The sequence below is a fragment of the Streptomyces sp. NPDC031132 genome (genome assembly GCF_055570595.1).
This window is the reverse complement of sequence record NZ_JBVIGX010000032.1, coordinates 1-17,773: the sequence shown is the minus strand read 5'-3', so window position 1 is coordinate 17,773 and position 17,773 is coordinate 1. Positions and strand designations below refer to the sequence as shown.

Annotated in this window: 15 protein-coding genes and 1 pseudogene; 4 read left to right on the top strand and 12 right to left on the bottom strand. The window is 74.3% G+C overall.

What is annotated here, in order from left to right; genetic code table 11:
• Window positions 1-46 precede the first annotated feature (46 nt).
• Window positions 47-1,201 (top strand): low temperature requirement protein A, encoded by a 1,155-nt coding sequence (locus tag ACZ49B_RS31595; protein WP_468312503.1) that lies wholly within the window; start codon window positions 47-49, stop codon window positions 1,199-1,201.
• 64 nt (window positions 1,202-1,265) lie between these two features.
• Window positions 1,266-2,534 (top strand): cytochrome P450, encoded by a 1,269-nt coding sequence (locus ACZ49B_RS31590; RefSeq protein WP_468312501.1) that lies wholly within the window; start codon window positions 1,266-1,268, stop codon window positions 2,532-2,534.
• 96 nt (window positions 2,535-2,630) lie between these two features.
• On the opposite strand, the gene ACZ49B_RS31585 is transcribed toward ACZ49B_RS31590, so the two are convergent.
• Together ACZ49B_RS31585 and ACZ49B_RS31580 are read right to left on the bottom strand one after the other, a co-directional pair.
• Window positions 2,631-3,122, bottom strand: a complete 492-nt coding sequence (locus tag ACZ49B_RS31585; protein WP_468312498.1) for a DUF5949 family protein — start codon at window positions 3,120-3,122, stop codon at window positions 2,631-2,633.
• Window positions 3,123-3,178: 56 nt separating this feature from the next.
• Window positions 3,179-3,787, bottom strand: a complete 609-nt coding sequence (locus ACZ49B_RS31580; RefSeq protein WP_468312496.1) for a DUF4352 domain-containing protein — start codon at window positions 3,785-3,787, stop codon at window positions 3,179-3,181.
• Between the two features lie 164 nt (window positions 3,788-3,951).
• Here ACZ49B_RS31580 and ACZ49B_RS31575 point away from each other — a divergent pair, with 164 nt between their 5' ends.
• The gene (locus ACZ49B_RS31575; protein ID WP_468312494.1) at window positions 3,952-4,389 is read left to right on the top strand and encodes a DUF6299 family protein; all 438 of its coding nucleotides are present in this window, start codon (window positions 3,952-3,954) and stop codon (window positions 4,387-4,389) included.
• 28 nt (window positions 4,390-4,417) lie between these two features.
• Here ACZ49B_RS31575 and ACZ49B_RS31570 read toward each other — a convergent pair whose 3' ends face one another.
• From ACZ49B_RS31570 to ACZ49B_RS31550, 5 genes are all read right to left on the bottom strand, one after another.
• Window positions 4,418-4,612 (bottom strand): hypothetical protein, encoded by a 195-nt coding sequence (locus ACZ49B_RS31570; protein WP_468312493.1) that lies wholly within the window; start codon window positions 4,610-4,612, stop codon window positions 4,418-4,420.
• Window positions 4,613-4,699: 87 nt separating this feature from the next.
• Window positions 4,700-6,787 carry a SpoIIE family protein phosphatase gene (locus ACZ49B_RS31565; protein WP_468312490.1) on the bottom strand — a complete coding sequence of 696 codons (2,088 nt, stop codon included), beginning with the start codon at window positions 6,785-6,787 and terminating at the stop codon, window positions 4,700-4,702.
• A gap of 12 nt (window positions 6,788-6,799) precedes the next feature.
• The gene (locus ACZ49B_RS31560; protein WP_468312488.1) at window positions 6,800-7,087 is read right to left on the bottom strand and encodes a hypothetical protein; all 288 of its coding nucleotides are present in this window, start codon (window positions 7,085-7,087) and stop codon (window positions 6,800-6,802) included.
• Window positions 7,088-7,105: 18 nt separating this feature from the next.
• On the bottom strand, window positions 7,106-8,380 hold the full coding sequence (locus tag ACZ49B_RS31555) for an NAD(P)-binding domain-containing protein (RefSeq protein WP_468312641.1): 1,275 nt from the start codon (window positions 8,378-8,380) through the stop codon (window positions 7,106-7,108).
• A gap of 136 nt (window positions 8,381-8,516) precedes the next feature.
• Window positions 8,517-9,941 carry a carboxylate--amine ligase gene (locus ACZ49B_RS31550; protein WP_468312487.1) on the bottom strand — a complete coding sequence of 475 codons (1,425 nt, stop codon included), beginning with the start codon at window positions 9,939-9,941 and terminating at the stop codon, window positions 8,517-8,519.
• A 150-nt stretch (window positions 9,942-10,091) separates the two neighbouring features.
• Between ACZ49B_RS31550 and ACZ49B_RS31545 the strand changes: the two genes are divergently transcribed.
• Complete coding sequence (locus tag ACZ49B_RS31545; RefSeq protein ID WP_468312484.1) at window positions 10,092-11,708, top strand: glycoside hydrolase family 26 protein; 1,617 nt, start codon at window positions 10,092-10,094, stop codon at window positions 11,706-11,708.
• Window positions 11,709-11,713: 5 nt separating this feature from the next.
• Here ACZ49B_RS31545 and ACZ49B_RS31540 read toward each other — a convergent pair whose 3' ends face one another.
• The 5 genes and pseudogenes from ACZ49B_RS31540 to murJ all read right to left on the bottom strand — a co-directional run.
• On the bottom strand, window positions 11,714-12,856 hold the full coding sequence (locus ACZ49B_RS31540) for a GNAT family N-acetyltransferase (protein WP_468312482.1): 1,143 nt from the start codon (window positions 12,854-12,856) through the stop codon (window positions 11,714-11,716).
• Entirely contained in the window at window positions 12,853-13,548 is a 696-nt protein-coding gene (locus ACZ49B_RS31535) for a YveK family protein (protein WP_468312480.1), read from the bottom strand. The genes ACZ49B_RS31540 and ACZ49B_RS31535 overlap by 4 nt, the downstream gene beginning before the upstream one ends.
• Before the next feature lie 579 nt (window positions 13,549-14,127).
• Window positions 14,128-15,246: pseudogene (locus tag ACZ49B_RS31530) on the bottom strand (glycosyltransferase); the annotation flags it as partial.
• Between the two features lie 5 nt (window positions 15,247-15,251).
• A complete protein-coding gene (locus tag ACZ49B_RS31525; protein ID WP_468312477.1) occupies window positions 15,252-16,028 on the bottom strand; it encodes a polysaccharide deacetylase family protein in 777 nt (258 codons plus the stop codon).
• On the bottom strand, window positions 16,018-17,773 hold a 1,756-nt coding region (gene murJ, locus ACZ49B_RS31520; protein ID WP_468312474.1), incomplete at its 5' end, for a murein biosynthesis integral membrane protein MurJ. The genes ACZ49B_RS31525 and murJ, both read right to left, overlap by 11 nt.

Genomic DNA, 17,773 nt, shown 5'->3' with positions numbered 1-17,773 from the left:
CGCGCGCCTCGCCTGCCGGCCGGCGTACGGCTGGTGTGCTGGCGGTATGACGTACGTACGGATGACCTCCCGCAGCCGGGACGAGGGCCACCGGGCCTCGACCCCTCTGGAGCTGTTCTTCGACCTCTGCTTCGTCGTCGCGGTGGCACAGGCCGGCCGGCAGCTGGTCCACGCGCTCGCCGAGGGCCATGTCGGCGCCGGCATCACCGGCTACCTCTTCGTGTTCTTCGGCGTGTGGTGGGCCTGGATGAACTTCACCTGGTTCGCCTCCGCCTACGACGTCGACGACGTGCCGTACCGGATCGCGACCCTGGTGCAGATCGCCGGAGTGCTCGTCTACGCGGCCGGGATCCCGCGCGCCTTCAACGACAACGACTGGACCATCGCCGTCATGGGCTACGTGGTGATGCGGCTCGCGCTCACCGCTCAGTGGCTGCGCGCCGCCGCCGGGGAGCAGGGTCCGGCCCGCCGCACCGACCTCACGTACGCGATGGGGCTGGTGGTCTGCCAGGCGGGCTGGGTGGCGCTGCTCGCGGCCCCCGAGCGCTCCCGCAGGTGGCTCTTCCTGGTGCTCGTGATGGCGGAGCTGCTCGTGCCGGTCCTGGCCGAGCGCGGCTACCAGACCCAGTGGCATCCCCACCACATCGCCGAGCGGTACGGCCTGTTCACCATCATCGTGCTCGGCGAGACCATCGCCGCCAGCACGGTCGCGGTCCAGTCGGCGATCGACGAGCACGAGGCGCTGGGTGAACTGCTGCCGATCGCGGCGGGCGGGCTGCTGCTGGTCTTCGCGGCCTGGTGGATCTACTTCGCCGTCCCCGCGCACGACCGGCTGCTGAGCAACCGCCAGGCCATCCCCTGGGGGTACGGGCACATCGTGATCTTCGCTTCGGCCGCGGCCATCGGAGCCGGCATCGAGGTGGCGATCGAGCACGCGGTCGGCAAGGCCCACATCTCGACGCTCGCCGCCAACCTCGCGGTGACCGTGCCCGCGGCCCTGTTCCTCGCCTTCGTCTGGCTGCTGCACTCCCGCCACTTCAAGCGCGGTGCGGCCCAGCAACTGGTGCTGCCGATCTCGGCGCTGGCGATCCTCGCGTGCGCGTGGACCGGCGGGCAGGCGGTGCTGTGGGCCGGGCTCGTCGCCGCGGCGACCGTCGCGGTGGGCGTGACCTTGGTGGACCGGGAGCGTTCTGGTGCGTGAAGACGGCGGGCGGCGACGGCCGCGGCGGCCCCGGCGAGCGCGCCGGCGACAGGAAGAAGAAACGATGAAGGTCCCGGTACAGCGGTACGCGGACACGGGCGCGGCGGTGGCGGAGTACGGGGAGCTCGCCGACCCTGCGTTCTGGCAGCAGCCCCCTGCCGCGCGGCTCGCGGCGTTCGCCCGGCTGCGGGCGCTGGAGCACCCGGTCTACGTGCCCGAGGGGAAGGGGCGCGGACACTGGGCCCTCGTCCGGCACGCGGACGTGCAGGAGGCGAGCCGGCTCCCCAAGGTGTTCGCCAGCGCGCCCGGGGTGACCACACCCGAGCCGGCGCGGTGGGTGCGGGCGCTGTTCGGGGACTCGATGGTCAACCTGGACGGCGCCGACCACGCCCAGCTGCGCAAGATCGTGCAGCGGGCGTTCACGCCGCGGCTGCTGGCGGCGGCCGAGCAGGACATCCACGCGGTGGCCGCCCGGATCGTGGACGACGTACTGGAGGACGGGCCCGACGAGTTCGTCTCGGCCGTCTCCTCCCGGCTGCCGCTGGAGGTCATCTGCAACATGATGGGCATCCCGGAGCGCTACCGCGCCGAGATCGCCGACCGCGTCAACCACGCCTCGGAGAACATCGGTGTCGAGCGGGGCCTGGCCTCGCGGCTGCGGATGCCCGGCCGCGGGCTGCGGGCCCTGGCCAAGATGCAGCGGATGGTCGCGGGCATCGGGCGGGAGCGGCGCAAGAACCCCACCGACGACCTGATCTCCGCCCTGGTCACCGCGGACGTGGACGGGCAGGCGCTGAACGCCCGCCAGCTGGGGGCGTTCTTCTCGCTGCTGATGGTGGCCGGGGTGGAGACCACGCGCAACGCGATCACCCACGGGCTGACGCTGCTGACCGATCACCCCGGCCAACGGGACCTCTTGCTCGGGGACTTCGAGGCGTACGCGGACGGCGCGGTGGACGAGATGATCCGGCACTCGACGCCGATCATCCAGTTCCGCCGGACGGTGGTCGCCGAACACACCCTGGGCGGGCACCTGTTCCGGCCCGGCGACAAGGTGGTGCTGTACTACGCGTCCGCCAACCGCGACGAGGCCGTCTTCCCCGACCCCGACGCCTTCGACATCACCCGCTCGCCCAATCCGCACCTGGGCTTCGGCGGCGGCGGCCCGCACTTCTGCCTGGGCGCGCACCTGGCCCGGGTGGAGATGAAGGCCCTGTTCCGCGAGCTGCTGACCCGGCCGGTGGGGCTGCGGGCGGTGGGGCTGCCGGACCTGGCGGGATCGAACTTCGACAACCGCGTCCGCTCGCTCCGCTTCTCCTTCGAGCGCCCGTAGAGCCCGCGGAGCCGGCAGAGCCCCGGAACGGGGTACCGGCCACCGGGCAGGCTGGGGGCCCGGCGGCCGGAGCAGGGGCTCGGTCCCCGGGGTCTGCTACTGCAGGCGCCGGACCGCGAGCACGCAGTGGGCGCTGCCCGTGAGCACGGCCTCGTCCCCCGCGAACTCCTGGAGGGTCTCCGGCGCGACCGGCTCCCCCGGGACGGCCTCGGGCCAGGCGCGCGTGGCGAACAGGAAGTAGGCCTGGCCGCTCTCGTTCGCCGCGGCGACCCACTCGTCCGGGGCGGTGCAGGTCGCGTTCAGCCCGGGCAGGGTCAGCGCGACCTGGTTGCCCGCCAGCACGATCTGCACCGGGAAGCCGGCCGGGTTGCGGGTGCCGTCCATGACCACGTCACCGATGGGCAGGCCGATCTCCTCCAGCAGCCCGCGGGCGGCCTTTTCGCCGGCCTCCCGCCCCTGCGGGCCGTCGCCGAGGGTGTAGGCGAGCAAGTACGGGATGTCGTGGCCCTCGGAGGGGTCGCCGATCCAGGCGAGCACGGAAAGGGTGCCGAGCTGGGACCGGTCGATTTCGGCTTGAGTTGAAGTCATGCGCCGCACCCTAGTGGTCTCTCCCGCGCCCCTTTCAGGCCTTTCACCCGGGCGGGCTAGACGGCCCAGAATCCCTCTCCGGAATTCGCCTGCATGTTCGCGTCCTGGTACTGGAGCCGCACGATGCGCGCCTTTTCCGGGATTTCGAACACCACCCATCCGTCCGCCTGCTCACCTACGGCGAGGGAATCGAAGACGAGCGGTTTGCCGGTGGTCAGTTCACCGGTCGGCACCACCGGATGGCGACCCCCCGCGCTGTCGTACGCCCACATGCGCCCGAGGGCCCCGTACGAGGCCCCGCCGACGTTGACGAACGACATCGAGGCGGCCACCCAGCGCTTGCCCGCGGGCGGCGCGTAGTTCTTCTCCACGCTGACCGCGGGGTCGACGTACGCGGTGAGCACCGCTTGGAGGTGCCGGCCCACCTGGCGGCCGTGCACCCGTACGGAGTCACCCACACGGGCATCCTTCGCGGCGGCCTGGCCCGCCCCCGGCGCCGCGGCCGCCGGATCCTCCTCGGCGCCCGGCGCGCCGTCGTCCACCGGGACGGCCGGCGCCGCGGCCGGGGCGAGCGCGGCCCCCTCGGGGGCGCCGGAACAAGCCGTGGCACCGAACAGCAGGAGGGGCAGGAGAGCGGCGGCGAGGACGGAAGCGGACTGACGCATGCGCGATCCCTTCGGGGACCTTCGGGGACGTATTCCGGTCAGTCTCACGCGCCCGAGCGGGCAATTGCACACACCGACACGGGCGCGCGGAAGGAGTTGCCCGCCATCTGCCAGCACAATGCGTTTCGGCGCTTTTGTGCCGACCCACCCCCCATGGAGGATTCATGCGAGTTTCCACCCGCCGACTGGCCGTCACGGCGCTTTCCGCACTGGCCGCGGCCATCGTATTCACCACTCCGGCCGACGCCCGGGCCTACGGCGATGAGATTTCCGTACAGGAATTCGGTCACATCTCCGACGGCCACGTCACCCTTTTCGGGTCCTACACGTGCCGGCCCTCCTCACCCCGTGGAGTGCAGATCCAGGTCGCCCTCGTGCAGGACGGAACCCGCCTGGGCTTCGGCGGCGGGGAGGCCGTCTGCGACGGGTACGAGCACGACTGGTCCGCGTCGGCCCCGCTGGACCTGGTGCGCCTGCAGCCGGGTGCGGCCGGTGCGGAGGCCAAGCTCCAGTCCGCGAGCCTGCACTCCGGGTTCACCTTGCGCGTGTCCCACCTGGCGAAGACGGAGCGGGAGATCCGGCTGGAGGAGAAGCACCGCTGACGCACCCGGCCGTGGCCGGTGGCCGTCGCTACCGGCAGGCGGGCGCCACGCCGGTCATCGACATGAAAGCGACGGTCCGGCAGTCGGTGTCGGAAGCGGGGCGCCCCGTCGTACGGTGCACGGCCGTCGGGACCCCGACGGCCAGCAGCAGCGCGAGCAGAGCGGTCGTGGCGCCCCTGCCCGGCCGCTTGTTCAGCCGGTGCACGGCAGGATCCGTGTCCATGCGGTCGTCCGTTCCATGGACCGCATCATCACTCCACCCCCGCAATGCCACAACTCGGCGTGACCACCCGGTCACGCCGAGCCCCCGTCACCCCATGCTCCGGGCGCTGCCCGCGACGTCGAACTCGCACCACACCGCCTTGCCGTCACCGCGGGACTCCACGCCCCAGTGCGTGGCCAGCGCATCCACCAGCAGCAGCCCGCGCCCGGTGGTGGCGGCCTCCCCCGGGGTGCGCCGGCGCGGCCAGACGCTGGAGCGGTCCTTCACCCACAGCCGGATCCGCCGGACCGGCTCCGGCAGCACCTCCATGGTCAGCACCGCCCCGCCGTCCGTGTGCAGCAGGGCGTTGACCAGCAGCTCCCCGGCCGCCAGTTCCACGTCGTCGGCGAGCTCCGGCATGCCCCAGTCGCGCAGCGCCTGGCGCAGGGCGTAGCGGGCCTCGGAGAGGCCCTCCGGGTCCGCCTGGTGGATGTACTGGTGGATCCGCGGGGCCCGGTGGGTGCCCGGGTCGGGGGCCCGGCGCAGCACCAGCAGGGCCACGTCGTCGCCGGAGCCCCAGCGCTCCCAGAGCCGGTCCGAGAGGTGGTCGGCGAGCGCCCCCGCCTCCTGCGGCCCGCTGCGCACGGCGTGGGAGAGGGCCTCCATGCCCTGCGTGATGGCCGTGCCGGGCTCCTCCACCAGGCCGTCGGTGCACAGCACCAGCGTCTCCCCGGGGACCAGGTCGAGCCGGGTCTCGGGGAAGTCCTCCTGCTCGAAGACCGAGGCCAGGCCGAGCGGCAGCCCGCCGCGTACGTTGGGCCAGCCCGTACGCCCGTCCGTGTGCCGGATCAGCGGCCCGAGATGGCCCGCGCGGACCGCCCGTACGCCGCCGGTCTCCAGGTCCACCTGTGCGTACATGCAGGTCGCGAAGCGCTCGGTGTCGAGCTCGGCCAGGAAGCGCGAGGCCCGCGCCAGCACGGTCGACGGCGGATGCCCCTCCCCCGCGTACGCGCGCAGCGCGATCCGCAGCTGGCCCATGATGGCCGCCGCGTGCGTGTCGTGGCCCTGTACGTCGCCCACGACGATGCCGACCCGGTCGCGGGGCAGCGCGATCACGTCGTACCAGTCACCGCCGACTTCCCGTCCGCTCCACGCGGAGTGGTAGCGCACCGCGATCTCGCCGCCGCTGATCTCGGGGATCCGGCGCGGGAGCATCGACGCCTGCAGGCCGGTCGCGAACTCCCGCTCCTGGTCGAACAGGAGCGCCCGCTGGAGGGACTGCGCCACGATGCCGGCCAGGCCCAGGCACAGGTTGCGCTCCTCCGGGCTGAACTCGCTGCGCCGCCGGTAGAACAGCACGAGCCCGCCGATGGCCTTGGCCTGCGCGATCAGCGGCAGATAGGCGGCGGCGTCGAAGCGGATCCGGCGCAGGTAGTCCGCGAGCAGCGGGAACTCGCCCGCCAGCTCGGTGAGGGAGGTGACGAAGCGCGCCTTGCGGGTCAGCACCGCCTGCGACAGCGGCAGCGAGCCGTCCAGCCGGGTGAACTTGCGCTCGCTGAGGATCTCCAGCGATTCCCCGCTCAGCGCGATGATCTTGATGGCACCGTTCTCCACCAGGCCCAGGGCCAGCCCGTCGGCGCCGAGGCGCTCCAGGGCTCCGGCCCCGGTCAGCGTGGCCGTGACGTCGTCGACGGTCACCGCCCGCGACAGGGCCTCCGTCGTCCGCTGCACGATCGTGGCCTGCTGGGCCCGCGCCGACTCCAGCTTCCGCAGGATGGTGGCGTGGGCGAGTTCGGCCGTCGCGTCCCGCACGATCCCGACGATCCGCAGGGGCCGCCCGCCGGCGTCCCGCAGGATCCGGCCCTGGGTGTGCGTCCACTGGTCGACGCCGTCGCGCCGCTGCACCGTGAAGTACGCGCCGTACGTCTCGGCGCCGCCGTCCAGGGCGGCCTGCGTGGATTCCGCCAGCCGTGCGCTGTCGTGGGCGGGGATCCGCAGCCCCAGCCCCTCCGGGGTGTCGCCGAACTCCTCCCGCTCGAGGTCGAAGACCACGAGCCCGGCCTCGTCCAGCAACAGCGTCCCGGCGTCCAGGTCCCACTCGAAGCTGCCCATGCCGTTGAGCGCGAGCCGCTCCCCGGGCCCGGTCACGGGGTCCCGCCGGTCCTGCTCGGATCTGTCGCGCTCCGCCGCTGCCACGAGACACACCACCTAACGGCCGGGCCAGCACGGCTGGGAGATCAGCCGCTCCCACTCCTCGTCAGGATGCCCCGGAAGGGTGCGCCCGGCCTCCCGCCAGCGCTTGACGAGGGAGAGGTAGATGGTCGGCTGGTCCGCTGCCGCATGCGCGGGAGGGGCGTACGGGGAGGCGGTCCTGGGCGCGGCGGTCCTGGCCGCGGAGGTCCTCGGCGCGGCAGACCTGGGCGGCGCGGGCTGCTCCGTCCGGCCGGCGGGAATGCGCACCCAGCCACGGCCCTGTGCTCCCTGCTCCGCACTCATCGCGGACCCCTCTCGACCTCACCGCAGAGACGTCTTCGGATGCCCGGCACCGGCCCGGTCTGGCCGTACGGTCCCGGCGGAGCCCGTCGGCCTGCCCCGGGCGCCGAGGCGCTTTCGGACTCCTCCGACCAGTCTCCCCGCCGTGAACCCCGCACCGTGCACGAATCGCATGGAAGGGCCGAATGAGGGAGCCGTCAGCAGCCCCGCGAAGAACAGTCCGGGCCAGGAGGACTCGAAACCGGCGCTCAGCTCCGGCGTGCCGCTGTCCCCGACGGTGTCGAGGACGGCCCGCAGCCGCGCGTCCAGCAGCTCCAGCCGGCCCAGGTGCGGGGTGAACCCGGTGGCCGCGACGACGTGCGCGACGTCCAGTACGACGGACTCCCCCGCCGCCGTGGTCAGCCCGAGCCGGGTCCGCCCGCCCACCGGCACGGCCCGGTGCAGCCGGTGTCCCAGCAGCACCGGGACGCTCCGCTCGAAGCGGTCCCGCAGCCACCAGGCCCCGGCGGGCCCGAGCGCGGTCGCGGCGATCCGCTCCCGGCTCGGCGCGGGCAGCCGGCGCACCGCCCAGGGCAGCTCGGACCACACCCAGCTGCGCCAGCCGGTGCCGAGGCCGCTGTGCGGATCGCGCAGGGCGCGCAGGGCCGGGCGCTCCAGCGGCTGGGGCACGGTGTTCCAGTTCAGCCGGGACCGGCGGGCGACGAGGCACGGCCGGGCCCCGTTCTCGGCCAGCAGGGCGGCGGTCTCCAGGGCCGCCTGCCCGGCCCCGACCACGGCGACCTCCCGGCCGGCGAACCGGGCCAGGTCGCGGTGGCCGCTGCTGTGCGAACAGTGCCCGGGGGGCAGCTCCCGCAGTGCCTCGGGGAGGTGCACGAACGGCATCACCCCGACGGCGATCGCGACCGTCCGGGCGAGCAGCGGCGGCCCCTCGGCGGTGCGGATCAGGAAGCCGTCGCCCTGCGGGCTGACCTCGGTGACCGTCACCTCCTCCACCTCGGGCGCGGCGTGCCGGGCGAACCACATGCCGTACGAGCTGAAGGTGCCGATCGGGAGCGGGATGCCGTGCTGGGCCGCCGGCCCGCGGGTGGCGCAGTACGCGGCGAGGGTGTGCCGGCCGCCGGGCGCGGACAGGTTGGAGGCCCAGGGCTCCGACTTCAGGAACATGCCCTCGGGCATGTGGTCCCGCCACGAGGCCATGGGCCGCCCGAGCACCCGTACGCCGAGCCCGGCCGCCGCCGCGTGCGCGGCGATCGACAGCCCGTACGGTCCGGCGCCGACCACGACGAGATCGTCCACCCGCATCACCGCTGTCCCTCCAGTCTCATGGACCCCTCGCCCGTGCCCGTGCCAGTGCCTCCGGAGCTCCGCATGACGGGCCCCCGCAGCGCCGGAGACGGCGACGGGGGCCGGCGCGGCGGCGGATGACGGGGCGTCATCGGATCACCAGTTCGTCCGGCTCGGCCGGGGCGGTCGGCGGGGTCAGGTCGCGGGCGCGCTGGCGCGGGGCGCGGACCACGGCCCGGGCCGTACGGCGGCCGTGCGCCGGGACACCCCGCAGGGCCCGCACACCCTTCCCCGCCCCCCGGCCCAGGAACGCGGCGAGCATCGCGAAGAACGGCACCGGGTCGTCGGCGGCGAACCAGGCCGCCTCCACCCGCCCCCGCTCCGCCCGCGGCACCACCCGTACCGGCCCGGGCCTGCCGCCTGCGACGCGGTCCTGACCGGTCCCGACGTCCTCGGGTGCCGAGGGGGACGGGAGCGGTGGGCGGGCCGTTGGCCGCCAGGGGAGTTGGCGGCCGCGGAGCGACGCCAGCAGGGCGTAGTTCTCCGCGACGAACACCCGGCCCGGCCCGCCCGCGGGCTCCGGCACCCGTTGCCCCGTCAGATCCAGGTACATCGCCTGGACCACGTCCAGCCCGCCCGCATCCGTGAACAGCCGGAACTGCGCGCCCGGCCGGGGGTTGAAGTCCACCAGCCGGAAGCAGCCCTGCTCGTCCCGGCGGAAGTCCAGGTCCAGGATCCCCTGGTAGCCCAGCCGCTCGGCGAGCCGCAGCCCCGCCTCCTCCACCGCCGGGTCCGGCAGCCAGCGCCCCACCGCCGTCAGCCCCGTCCGCACCGGCCAGGACAGCTCCTTGCGGCCCGACCCCGCGAGCAGCGGGTGCCCGCCGCGGGCGAAGGCACCGTGGAAGAACCAGTCGGTGTCCGTCCCGGCCGGCAGGAACCGCTGGAGCAGCAGCCGGCTCCCGGCCTCCGCCGTGCGCTCGTACAGACGGCGCGCCTCGGCGGCGGTGTGCACGAGCGTGGTGCTGCGCAGCCCGCCGCCCTGGGGCAGCAGCCAGGGCCGGCTCCACTTGGCCACCACCGGCAGGCCGAGGCGCCAAGCGGCCTCCGCCGCCTCGGCCCCGCTCGCCGGGACCACCGTCTCCGGGTGCGGGATGTCCCAGCGCGCGCACAGCTGCGCCAGCTCGGCCTTGTCCGCCACCCGTGCCGGCAGCCCGTCGGGCTGATGGGGGATCCGGAACCGCCCGTCCAGCATCGGCGCCATCCGCGCGACGGCGATGGCGCTCAGGTCGTCCATCGCGACGAGGACGGCCGGCCTGCCGATCCGCTCCGACACCCCGACCAGGCACTCCAGCAGCGTCTCCGGAGCCTCGGGATCCAGCCCTCCGGCCGGTCCGGGATGCGCGGCGTGCAGGTAGCGCGAGCGCCCCATGGGACCTCCCCCGGCCTCGACGACGGCATGGACCTCCACGCCCCTCCGCCCAAGAGATCTGACGGCACCGAGGGTTCCGTGGTGGAACGGATTCCGATCGAGTCTGAGCACTACAGCGGGCACATGGCCGTCGAACGCGTGCATGGGAACGGTGTCTTTCACCTAGTCGGACCAAACGGGGAGGATGCGCAGCTGCGAATGGCCTACGCAGCGGTCACCGGACAGGCCATTCGTCAGATGTGATGCCTAACGTCTTCGACAAGCACACCGATTCAGGAAAGCTCGGGAGACGCCATGCCCAGACCACACCGCCGACTGGCGAGCACCTGCATCGGTACGGTCACGGCCGGGCTGCTCGCCACCGGAGCCGCGCTCGCGGCCCCCGAGAGGGAGCAGCCCAAGGGCTCCGACATCGCCATGGGCGCGTTTCTCGACTCCGGTCCGCCCGGAGTCGCCCGGATCCCGAACCTGTCGCGCTGGCTGGGCGGCAAGGAGATCCGGGTCGGCCACACCTATCTGCCCGGAGACCGCTGGGCCCGCATCGAGGGCCCCGACTTCCTGGAGCCGTGGGCCGAGTGGCGCCGCGCCAAGGCGGACCGGCTCTTCGTCCTGAACGTGCCCATGCAGGAACGCAACGAGGCCCGGGTCCCCGACCGCCAGGTCGCCCAGCTGATCCGCGCGGGCGCGAAGGGCGACTTCGACCGGCACTTCGAGAAGCTCGCCGAACGGCTGGTGGCACTGGGCGTCCCGGACACGGTGATCGTGCTCGGCTGGGAGATGAACGGCGCCACGTACACCCACCGCTGCGCGCCGGACCCGGAGGGCTGGAAGGAGTACTGGCGGCGGATCGTCAACACGATGCGCTCCGTCCCCGGTGCGGAGTTCAAGTTCGATTACGCCCCCAACCGCGGGTCGGACGCGATCGGCTGGACCCACTGCTACCCGGGCGACGACGTGGTCGACATCGTCGGCATGGATTCGTACGACCAGGCTCCCGGCAAGACCTTCGACGAGATGATCAAGCAGCCGTACGGACTCCAGCAGCACGTGGATTTCGCGAAAGCGCACGGCAAAGAGATCTCGTACCCGGAGTGGGGTCTGTTCCGGCACGGGGACAACCCGGAGTACGTACGGCGCATGCTGAAGTGGATCGAGCAGCACAGGCCGCTCTACCACACCATCACGGACTACTGCCCGCACGGCGTGTGGCAGTGCAAGCAGAACCCGAAGTCGACGAAGGCCTTCCGGGCCGCGCTCGCGCCCGAACGGCCGGACCCGGTCCCGACGCCCGTGGTGCCCACGCCGGTCATCCCGACCCCGGTCGTGCCCACGCCGGTCATCCCGACTCCGGTCGTACCGACGCCGGTGGTCCCGACCCCGGCCGTGCCGAGCCCGCAGATCCCGACCCCCGAGATCCCCGTACCCTCCCCGGTGATCCCGTCGCCGGAGATCCCGGAGGTCCCGGTGATCCCGGAGGTCCCGGTGATCCCGAGCCCGCAGAGCCCGGTTCCGGTGCCGGATCCCGTCCCCTCGCCGGAGACCCCGAGCACGAGCCCGAGCCCCGCACCCGTGCCCGTTCCCGAGCCCGTTCCCGAGCCCGTTCCCGTGCCCTCGCCGGCGGTCCCGTCGCCCGAGACCCCGGTGGACCCGGGTCCGGACCCCGTCCCCGTGCCGGTCCCGTCGCCGGAGGCCCCGAGCCCGGTCCCGTCGCCGGAGATCCCGGTCCCGGTCCCGAGCCCGGTCGTCCCGAGCCCGGTCGTGCCGAAGCCCGAGCCCGCCGAGCCGCCCGCCAACAGTACGGAGTGGTGCGTGCCGATCAACTTCGGCGAGTGGCTCTCCAAGCTGGTCGGCAAGCAGTCGGTCTGCGTCAAGATCGACTGGGGCAAGGACTCCGGCTTCTGGCCCTGGTAGAACCGTCATCGGACCCGCAGTTCGTTGAGCCGCGCCCGCCAGTCCCTGGCGGCCGGCAGGGCCTCGCGCAGCGCGTCCACCGCCCGCTCGCGCCCCGTCACCTGCGATTCGTGCAGGCGGAGCAGGGGCGCGAGCGCCGTCCTGGCCAGCAGGAACCGCTGGTTGACCACCGTTTCGGGCCGCCAGTGGTTCTTGTACGGCTCGTTGCCGCGCAGGAAGCTCACCACCGGGCGGCCCTCCGCGAGGGCCCGGCCGGCCTCGTAGCGCAGCAGCAGCGTCGCCACGTCCACCTTCCGGGTCCGCAGGTCCGGGTCCGCCCCGTAGAGGTAGCCGCCGCTCAACGCCCCGGAGAGCAGGGTGACGTTGGCCGCCACCACCTTCCCGTCCAGCCGGAACTCGGTCAGCCGGCCCTCGCCGACCCGCACCATCCGCCGGGTGGCCCGGGTCAGGTGCTCGGCGAAGCGGGGCCTCAGGTGCTCCGGGGTCACCCCGCGGCCCCGCCACTGCTTCTCGTGGAGCCGCAGCAGGGTCCTTACGGCGCGCGGCACTTCGTGCTCGGTGACCTCGTGCTCCTCGATCCCGGCCGCGTCTGTCTTGCGCAGCTTGGCCCGGACCCGCTGGGCGCCGGAGGCCGGCATCCGCTTGACCAGCTCGTCGAACGGCAGCGCGGGCAACTCCATGCAGGTGGAGTCGGCGAGCTTGCTGCGGATCCCGGGCCACTCCCCGTACAGCGCCTCGGCGGCGGCCCCGGGCCGTACCTCGCGCAGGTCGACGACCGCGCCGCGGGCGGCCCGGTGCAGGCCGCGGGCCAGCGCCGGGACGACCTCGTCGGCGTGGTCGGCGGCCACCAGGACGTCGAAGTAGTCGGTGATGCCGCCGCCGAGCGGCACCAGGAGCGGCAGCGGCCGGTGGACGAGCATCAGCGCGCACGCGCCGACGAGTTCCTCGCCGCGCCGTACGAGCACGAGCCGCAGCCGCCCGTCCCGGCCGTACGAGAGCCACCAGGAGTGCAGCCAGGCGTGGCTCTGGAAGGGGGTGGCGGTGGGGCAGGCCCGGAAGAGCCGGTTCCACGGCTCTTCCAGTGCGGCGAACTGCCGGGGGTCTCGGCACAGCGTCACCGACAGGGCCCCGGTGGAGCCCGTAGTCATCGCACGGACTCCTTCTCCTTGGTCTCGTTGTGGTCGCCCTGGGCGGGCAGGGAGGCGTACTCCTCGACGACCGGCTGCTCCTCCGACCGGCCCTCGGGCCGCCGGGTGCGACCGGGCCGGGCCAGCAGCCACAGCCCCCCGAGCAGCCCGCCGGCGCACAGCCCGACGGCCCCGCTGACGGTGGCGGACGGCGAGGCGGGCTCGCTCGGCGCGACGGCCTGGCTGAACAGCAGCAGCTGGACGCCGGTGTTCTTGGCGGCCTGGTTGCTGCTCAGCGAGAGCGCGTCGGCCACGGCGTTGGCGATGTCGGCGGCCTCGGTCGGGCTCTTCGACGTCCCCGTGATGGCGATCATCGGGGACTCGGGGGAGGTCTCGGCGCGCACCTGGGTACGGAGCTGGCGGGCGCCGATGCCCGCGCGGGGCTGGGCGTACGCGAGGGTGGAACTGCTGGTGGCGATGCGCGCGTACGCCTGGGCGAAGCCGAGGGCGGTGGCCGGCTCGGTGGTGTCGTCCGGGACGGCGACGACGTAGCTGGTGGCGGCGTACTCGGGCGCCTTGAGCACCCCGTACGCCCCGCCCGCGGCCAGCCCCAGCACGGCGACGACGGGCAAAGGCCACCACGCGGGCGGCGGCAGCAGCCGTACCCTGCGACGACGGCGGTCGGTCTTCTTCTGATCGGCGGTGTCAGCCATGTACGTGCCTTCCTGGAGGAATGGGAGTTCTTTCGGGCCCCTCGTCGGGCCCCTTCGGCGCTGCGTGCATCAACCGCCCGGCGGCACTTCCAGCCCCGCCGCCTGCGGCGCGGGGCCCGGGGCGGCGTCCCGAACGTCCGGTGCCAGACCCAGCCCAGCCGGCCCCTGCCGCGCGGAGGCCGGCGCAGCGTGCCTCGACTCCGCGGGACCCGGTGCCAGACCCAGCCCCGCCGGCGCTTGAGGCGCGGGAGCCGGCGCAGCGCCCCTCGACTCCGCGGGACCCGGGGCCAGACCCAGCCCCGCCGGCCCCTGCCGCGCGGATGCCGGCGCAGCGCCCCTCGACTCCGGACCCGGGGCCAGACCACCCAGCCCCGCCGGCCCCTGCCGCGCGGATGCCGGCGCAGCGCCTCTCGACTCCGGACCCGGGTCCAGACCCAGCCCCGCCGGCGTTTGAGGCGCGGGGTCCGGGGCGGCGCCCCGGGAGTCCGGGCCGCGGCCGGGAGCCGAGGGCACCGCAGCGGGTTCCCTGGCGCAGCCCGGCATTTCCGGCCCGGCCGGCGACTGAGGGGCGGGCGCCGAAGCTCCGGACAGCGCCAGGGCGTAGACCGCGAGCAGCTGGTCCGCACTGCGGGCGATGTCGTAGCGGCGGACCACCGGTGGCTGCGGCAGCCGCCGCGCGCCCGCCTCCATGTGCCCGCGCAGGGCGGCGACCAGCTCCTGGGTCCCGGTCCCGATCCGCCGTGCCCCCGGAGCCTCCGTGGCCGGCAGGTCGTCGATCGCCGGACAGGTGACGTGCAGCACCGGCAGCCCCGCGGCCAGGGCCTCCACGACCGCCAGCCCGAACGCCTCCTCCCGCGACGGCGACACGAACACGTCCATCGCGGCCAGCAGCGCAGGGATCCCCGGCGTCCGCCCGTCCGCGCTGTCGCCCAGCGGGTCCCGCTCCCCCAGCAGGTGGATCCGGCTCTGCGCGCCAAGTTCCGCGGCCAGCCGCCGCAGCGCCGCCCGCTCCGGCCCCTCGCCGGCCAGCAGCAGGTGCGCCCCCGGCAGCGCCGCCACCGCCCGGACCAGCGAGTCGAAGCGCTTGCCCGGCACCAGCCGCCCGACCCCGCCGACCACGAACGCCCGCTCGGGCAGCCCGCTCCGGGCCCGTGTGGTCCTGCGCACGCCCTCGTCGAAGCGGAAGCGGACGGCCTCGATCCCGTTCGGTACGACGTGCACCCGCGCCGCCGGCACCCCCCACCCCTCCAGCCGCGCCGCCACGGTGTCCGACACCGCCACGGTCGCCGCGCCCAGCCGCTCACTGGCCAGGTACAGCGCCCGCACCCCGGCCGTCAGCCGCCGGCCCTCGATCTCGCCCTCGCCGAGGGAGTGCTCGGTGGCCACGGTCGCCCCGACCCCCGCGAGCCGGGCCGCGAGCCGCCCGTACACGCAGGCCCGGTACAGGTGCGTGTGCACCAGGTCGTACTGCTCGCGCCGGATGAACCGCACCAGCCTCGGCAGCGCCCCCAGGTCCCGGTTGCCCCGCATGCCCAGGTGCACCACCCTGACCCCGTCGGCCCGCAGCCCCTCGGCCACCGGCCCGGGGTTGGTCAGCGTCAGCACGTCGCAGCGCATCGGCATGTGCCGCAGCAGCAGCCGCAGTTGCTGCTCGGCGCCGCCTACCCCGAGCCCCGTGATGATGTGCAGCGCCCGCAGCGACTTCATCGGTGCACCGCCCGCCGCAGCTCCCGCACCCGGTGCCGCAGCTGCTTGATCCGCAGCCGACCGGCCCCGTCCGCCTGGCTGACGTGGGTGCGCGGCAGGGCGTGCGGGCCGGCCAGCCGCCCGGGGTCGATGGCGCAGGCGTACCCGTACCCGGCCGCCCGCGTCGCCTCGACGACCCGCTCGTCGAGGTGCCCGTACGGGTAGCAGAACCCCTCCGGCAGGGTTCCCGTCAGCTCCCGGATCAGCTCGCGGCTGCCCCGCAGCTCCTGCTGGAGGACGTCGTCGGCGGTCGCGGTGAGGTCCTGGTGGAGCAGCCCGTGCGAGCCGATCTCCTGTCCGGCGGCGGCAACTTCGCGGATGCCCTCGGCGGTCAGCAGGGACTTGCGCGGGCCCAGCGGGTCCCACACGTTGTCCACCCCGAGCCGCCCGGGCAGGACGAACAGCGTGGAGGTGCAGTCGTGGCGGCGCAGCAGCGGCAGCGCCCGGGTCAGGTAGTCGGTGTAGCCGTCGTCGAAGGTCAGCCCGACGAGCCCGGCGCCGCGCCCGGCCGCGTGGGCCCGGAGCAGTTCGCCGACGGACACCCCGCGCAGGCCCCGGGAGCGCAGCCACAGCAGCTGGGCCTCCAGCGTGCCCGGGGTGACGGTGATGCCGTACGGGTCCTCGGCGGGGTCGGTGAACTCGGCGACCGAGTGGTACATCAGGACCCACGGCGAGGCGGTCCGGCGGGCGGGGACCGCCTGGGCGGTCGGCGCCGTGCGGGTGTCAGCGGGCATTGCGGAACCTCTGGGTCATCTGGGTGATCTGGGCGGGCAGGGCGGTGATCTCGAGCGCCCGTATGGCCATGCCGCAGGCGCCGAACATGGCGGGGACGAGCAGGCAGCCGAGTGCGGCGCTGAGCAGCGGGTCGGCGATCATCGGCCCGGCGATCCAGCCGGTGGCGCAGGTGCCGACGGCGGCGACGGAGAGCCGGCCGATGCTGAGCGCGACCCGGCGGACCTGGATGGCGACGATCCGCGAGCCGAGCCCGGTGAGCAGCAGGGCGGCGGTGGTGGAGATGCCGGCGGCGTTGGCGGCGGCGATGCCGTACGTGCCCCACCAGCGGACGGCGAAGGCTCCGGCCACGATGTTGACGAGGAGTCCGGCGCCCATCGCGAGCGCCGGGAACCAGGTGGGCCGGGCGGTCGAGAAGAAGGGCCGGGACAGCGCCCCGACGAGGCAGTGGCCGAGGAGTCCGAGGCCGTAGACCCGCATGACGGAGGCGGTGGCCAGGGTGTCGCGGTGGGTGAAGGCGCCGCGTTCGAAGAGGACCTGGATGATCTGGGGTGCGTACCCGATGACGAGGGCGCTGCCCATGAGGACGGCGAGGGAGGCCAGGGCGAGGTCCTGTTCGACGCGCCGGCGGGCCTTCTCGCGTTCGCCGCCGGCCATGGCCTGGGCGACGACGGGGAACGTGACGGTGCAGATCATCAGTGACAGCACCATCGGCATCTGCGCGACCTTCTGCGCGTAGTTCAGGTGCGAGATGGCGCCGGGCGGCAGCGAGGCGGCCAGGAACCGCTCGACCAGGACCTGCGACTGCCGGAACACGGCGAAGAAGATCACCGGGGCGATCAGCCCGAACGCCATCAGGGTGGGCCGGTCCCGGTCACGCTGGCTGCGCGGCGCGCCCTTGGCGCGGGACCGGCCGAAGCCCACGTGCCGGACGAACGCCGGCAGTTGGACGAGCACCATCAGCAGTCCGCCGGCGGCGACCCCGGCCGCCGCGGCCCGCACCCCCCACGCCGCGTGCAGCGCGATCATCGTCCCGATGATCCCGACGTTGTACGAGACGTAGATCGCGGCCGGCGGCACGAAGGAGCGGTGTGCCCTCAGCGCGGCGCTGAAGTACCCCGCGACCCCGAAGGACAGCACGGTCAGCGCGGTCATCCGGGTGCACTCCACGGCCAGGTCCGGGTCCGGCAACCCGGGCGCGAGGACGGCGACGACGAGCGGCGCGGCGACGACCAGCACGGAGGCGACCGCGGCCAGGAGCACCGCCAGCCGCGGCAGGGTCGCCCCCACGAGCAGCCGTACGGGGTCCTGTGCGCGGGCCGCCTTGCGGGTGAGCCCGGCCCGGTCGGCCGCCCGCCGGGCCAGGGCGTGGCTGAACGCGGGCACCATCAGCAGCGCCATGGCGTCCTCGATGAGCAGCGTCGAGGCCATCTCGGGCACGGTCCAGGCGATCAGGAAGGCGTCGCTGTCGTGCCCGGCTCCGAAGAGGTGCGCGATGGTCTGGTCCCGGACCAGCCCGAACACCGCCCCGGCGGCGGTCAGTCCGGCGGTGACGGCGGCGGCCTTGACCAGGAACCGCCCCAGCGGAGCCGGGGCGCTCCCGCCGGCGGCTCCGCTGCCCCCGGCCCCGCCGACCGCCCGCGCACGGCCCGCGCCGGGCGGGGGAACGGGGGGCACCGGCGGGACCGGAGCCGGGTCGGGGTGCGGCGGACGGCCCGCGGCCGCGGCGACTTCGGTCGCCGCGGCC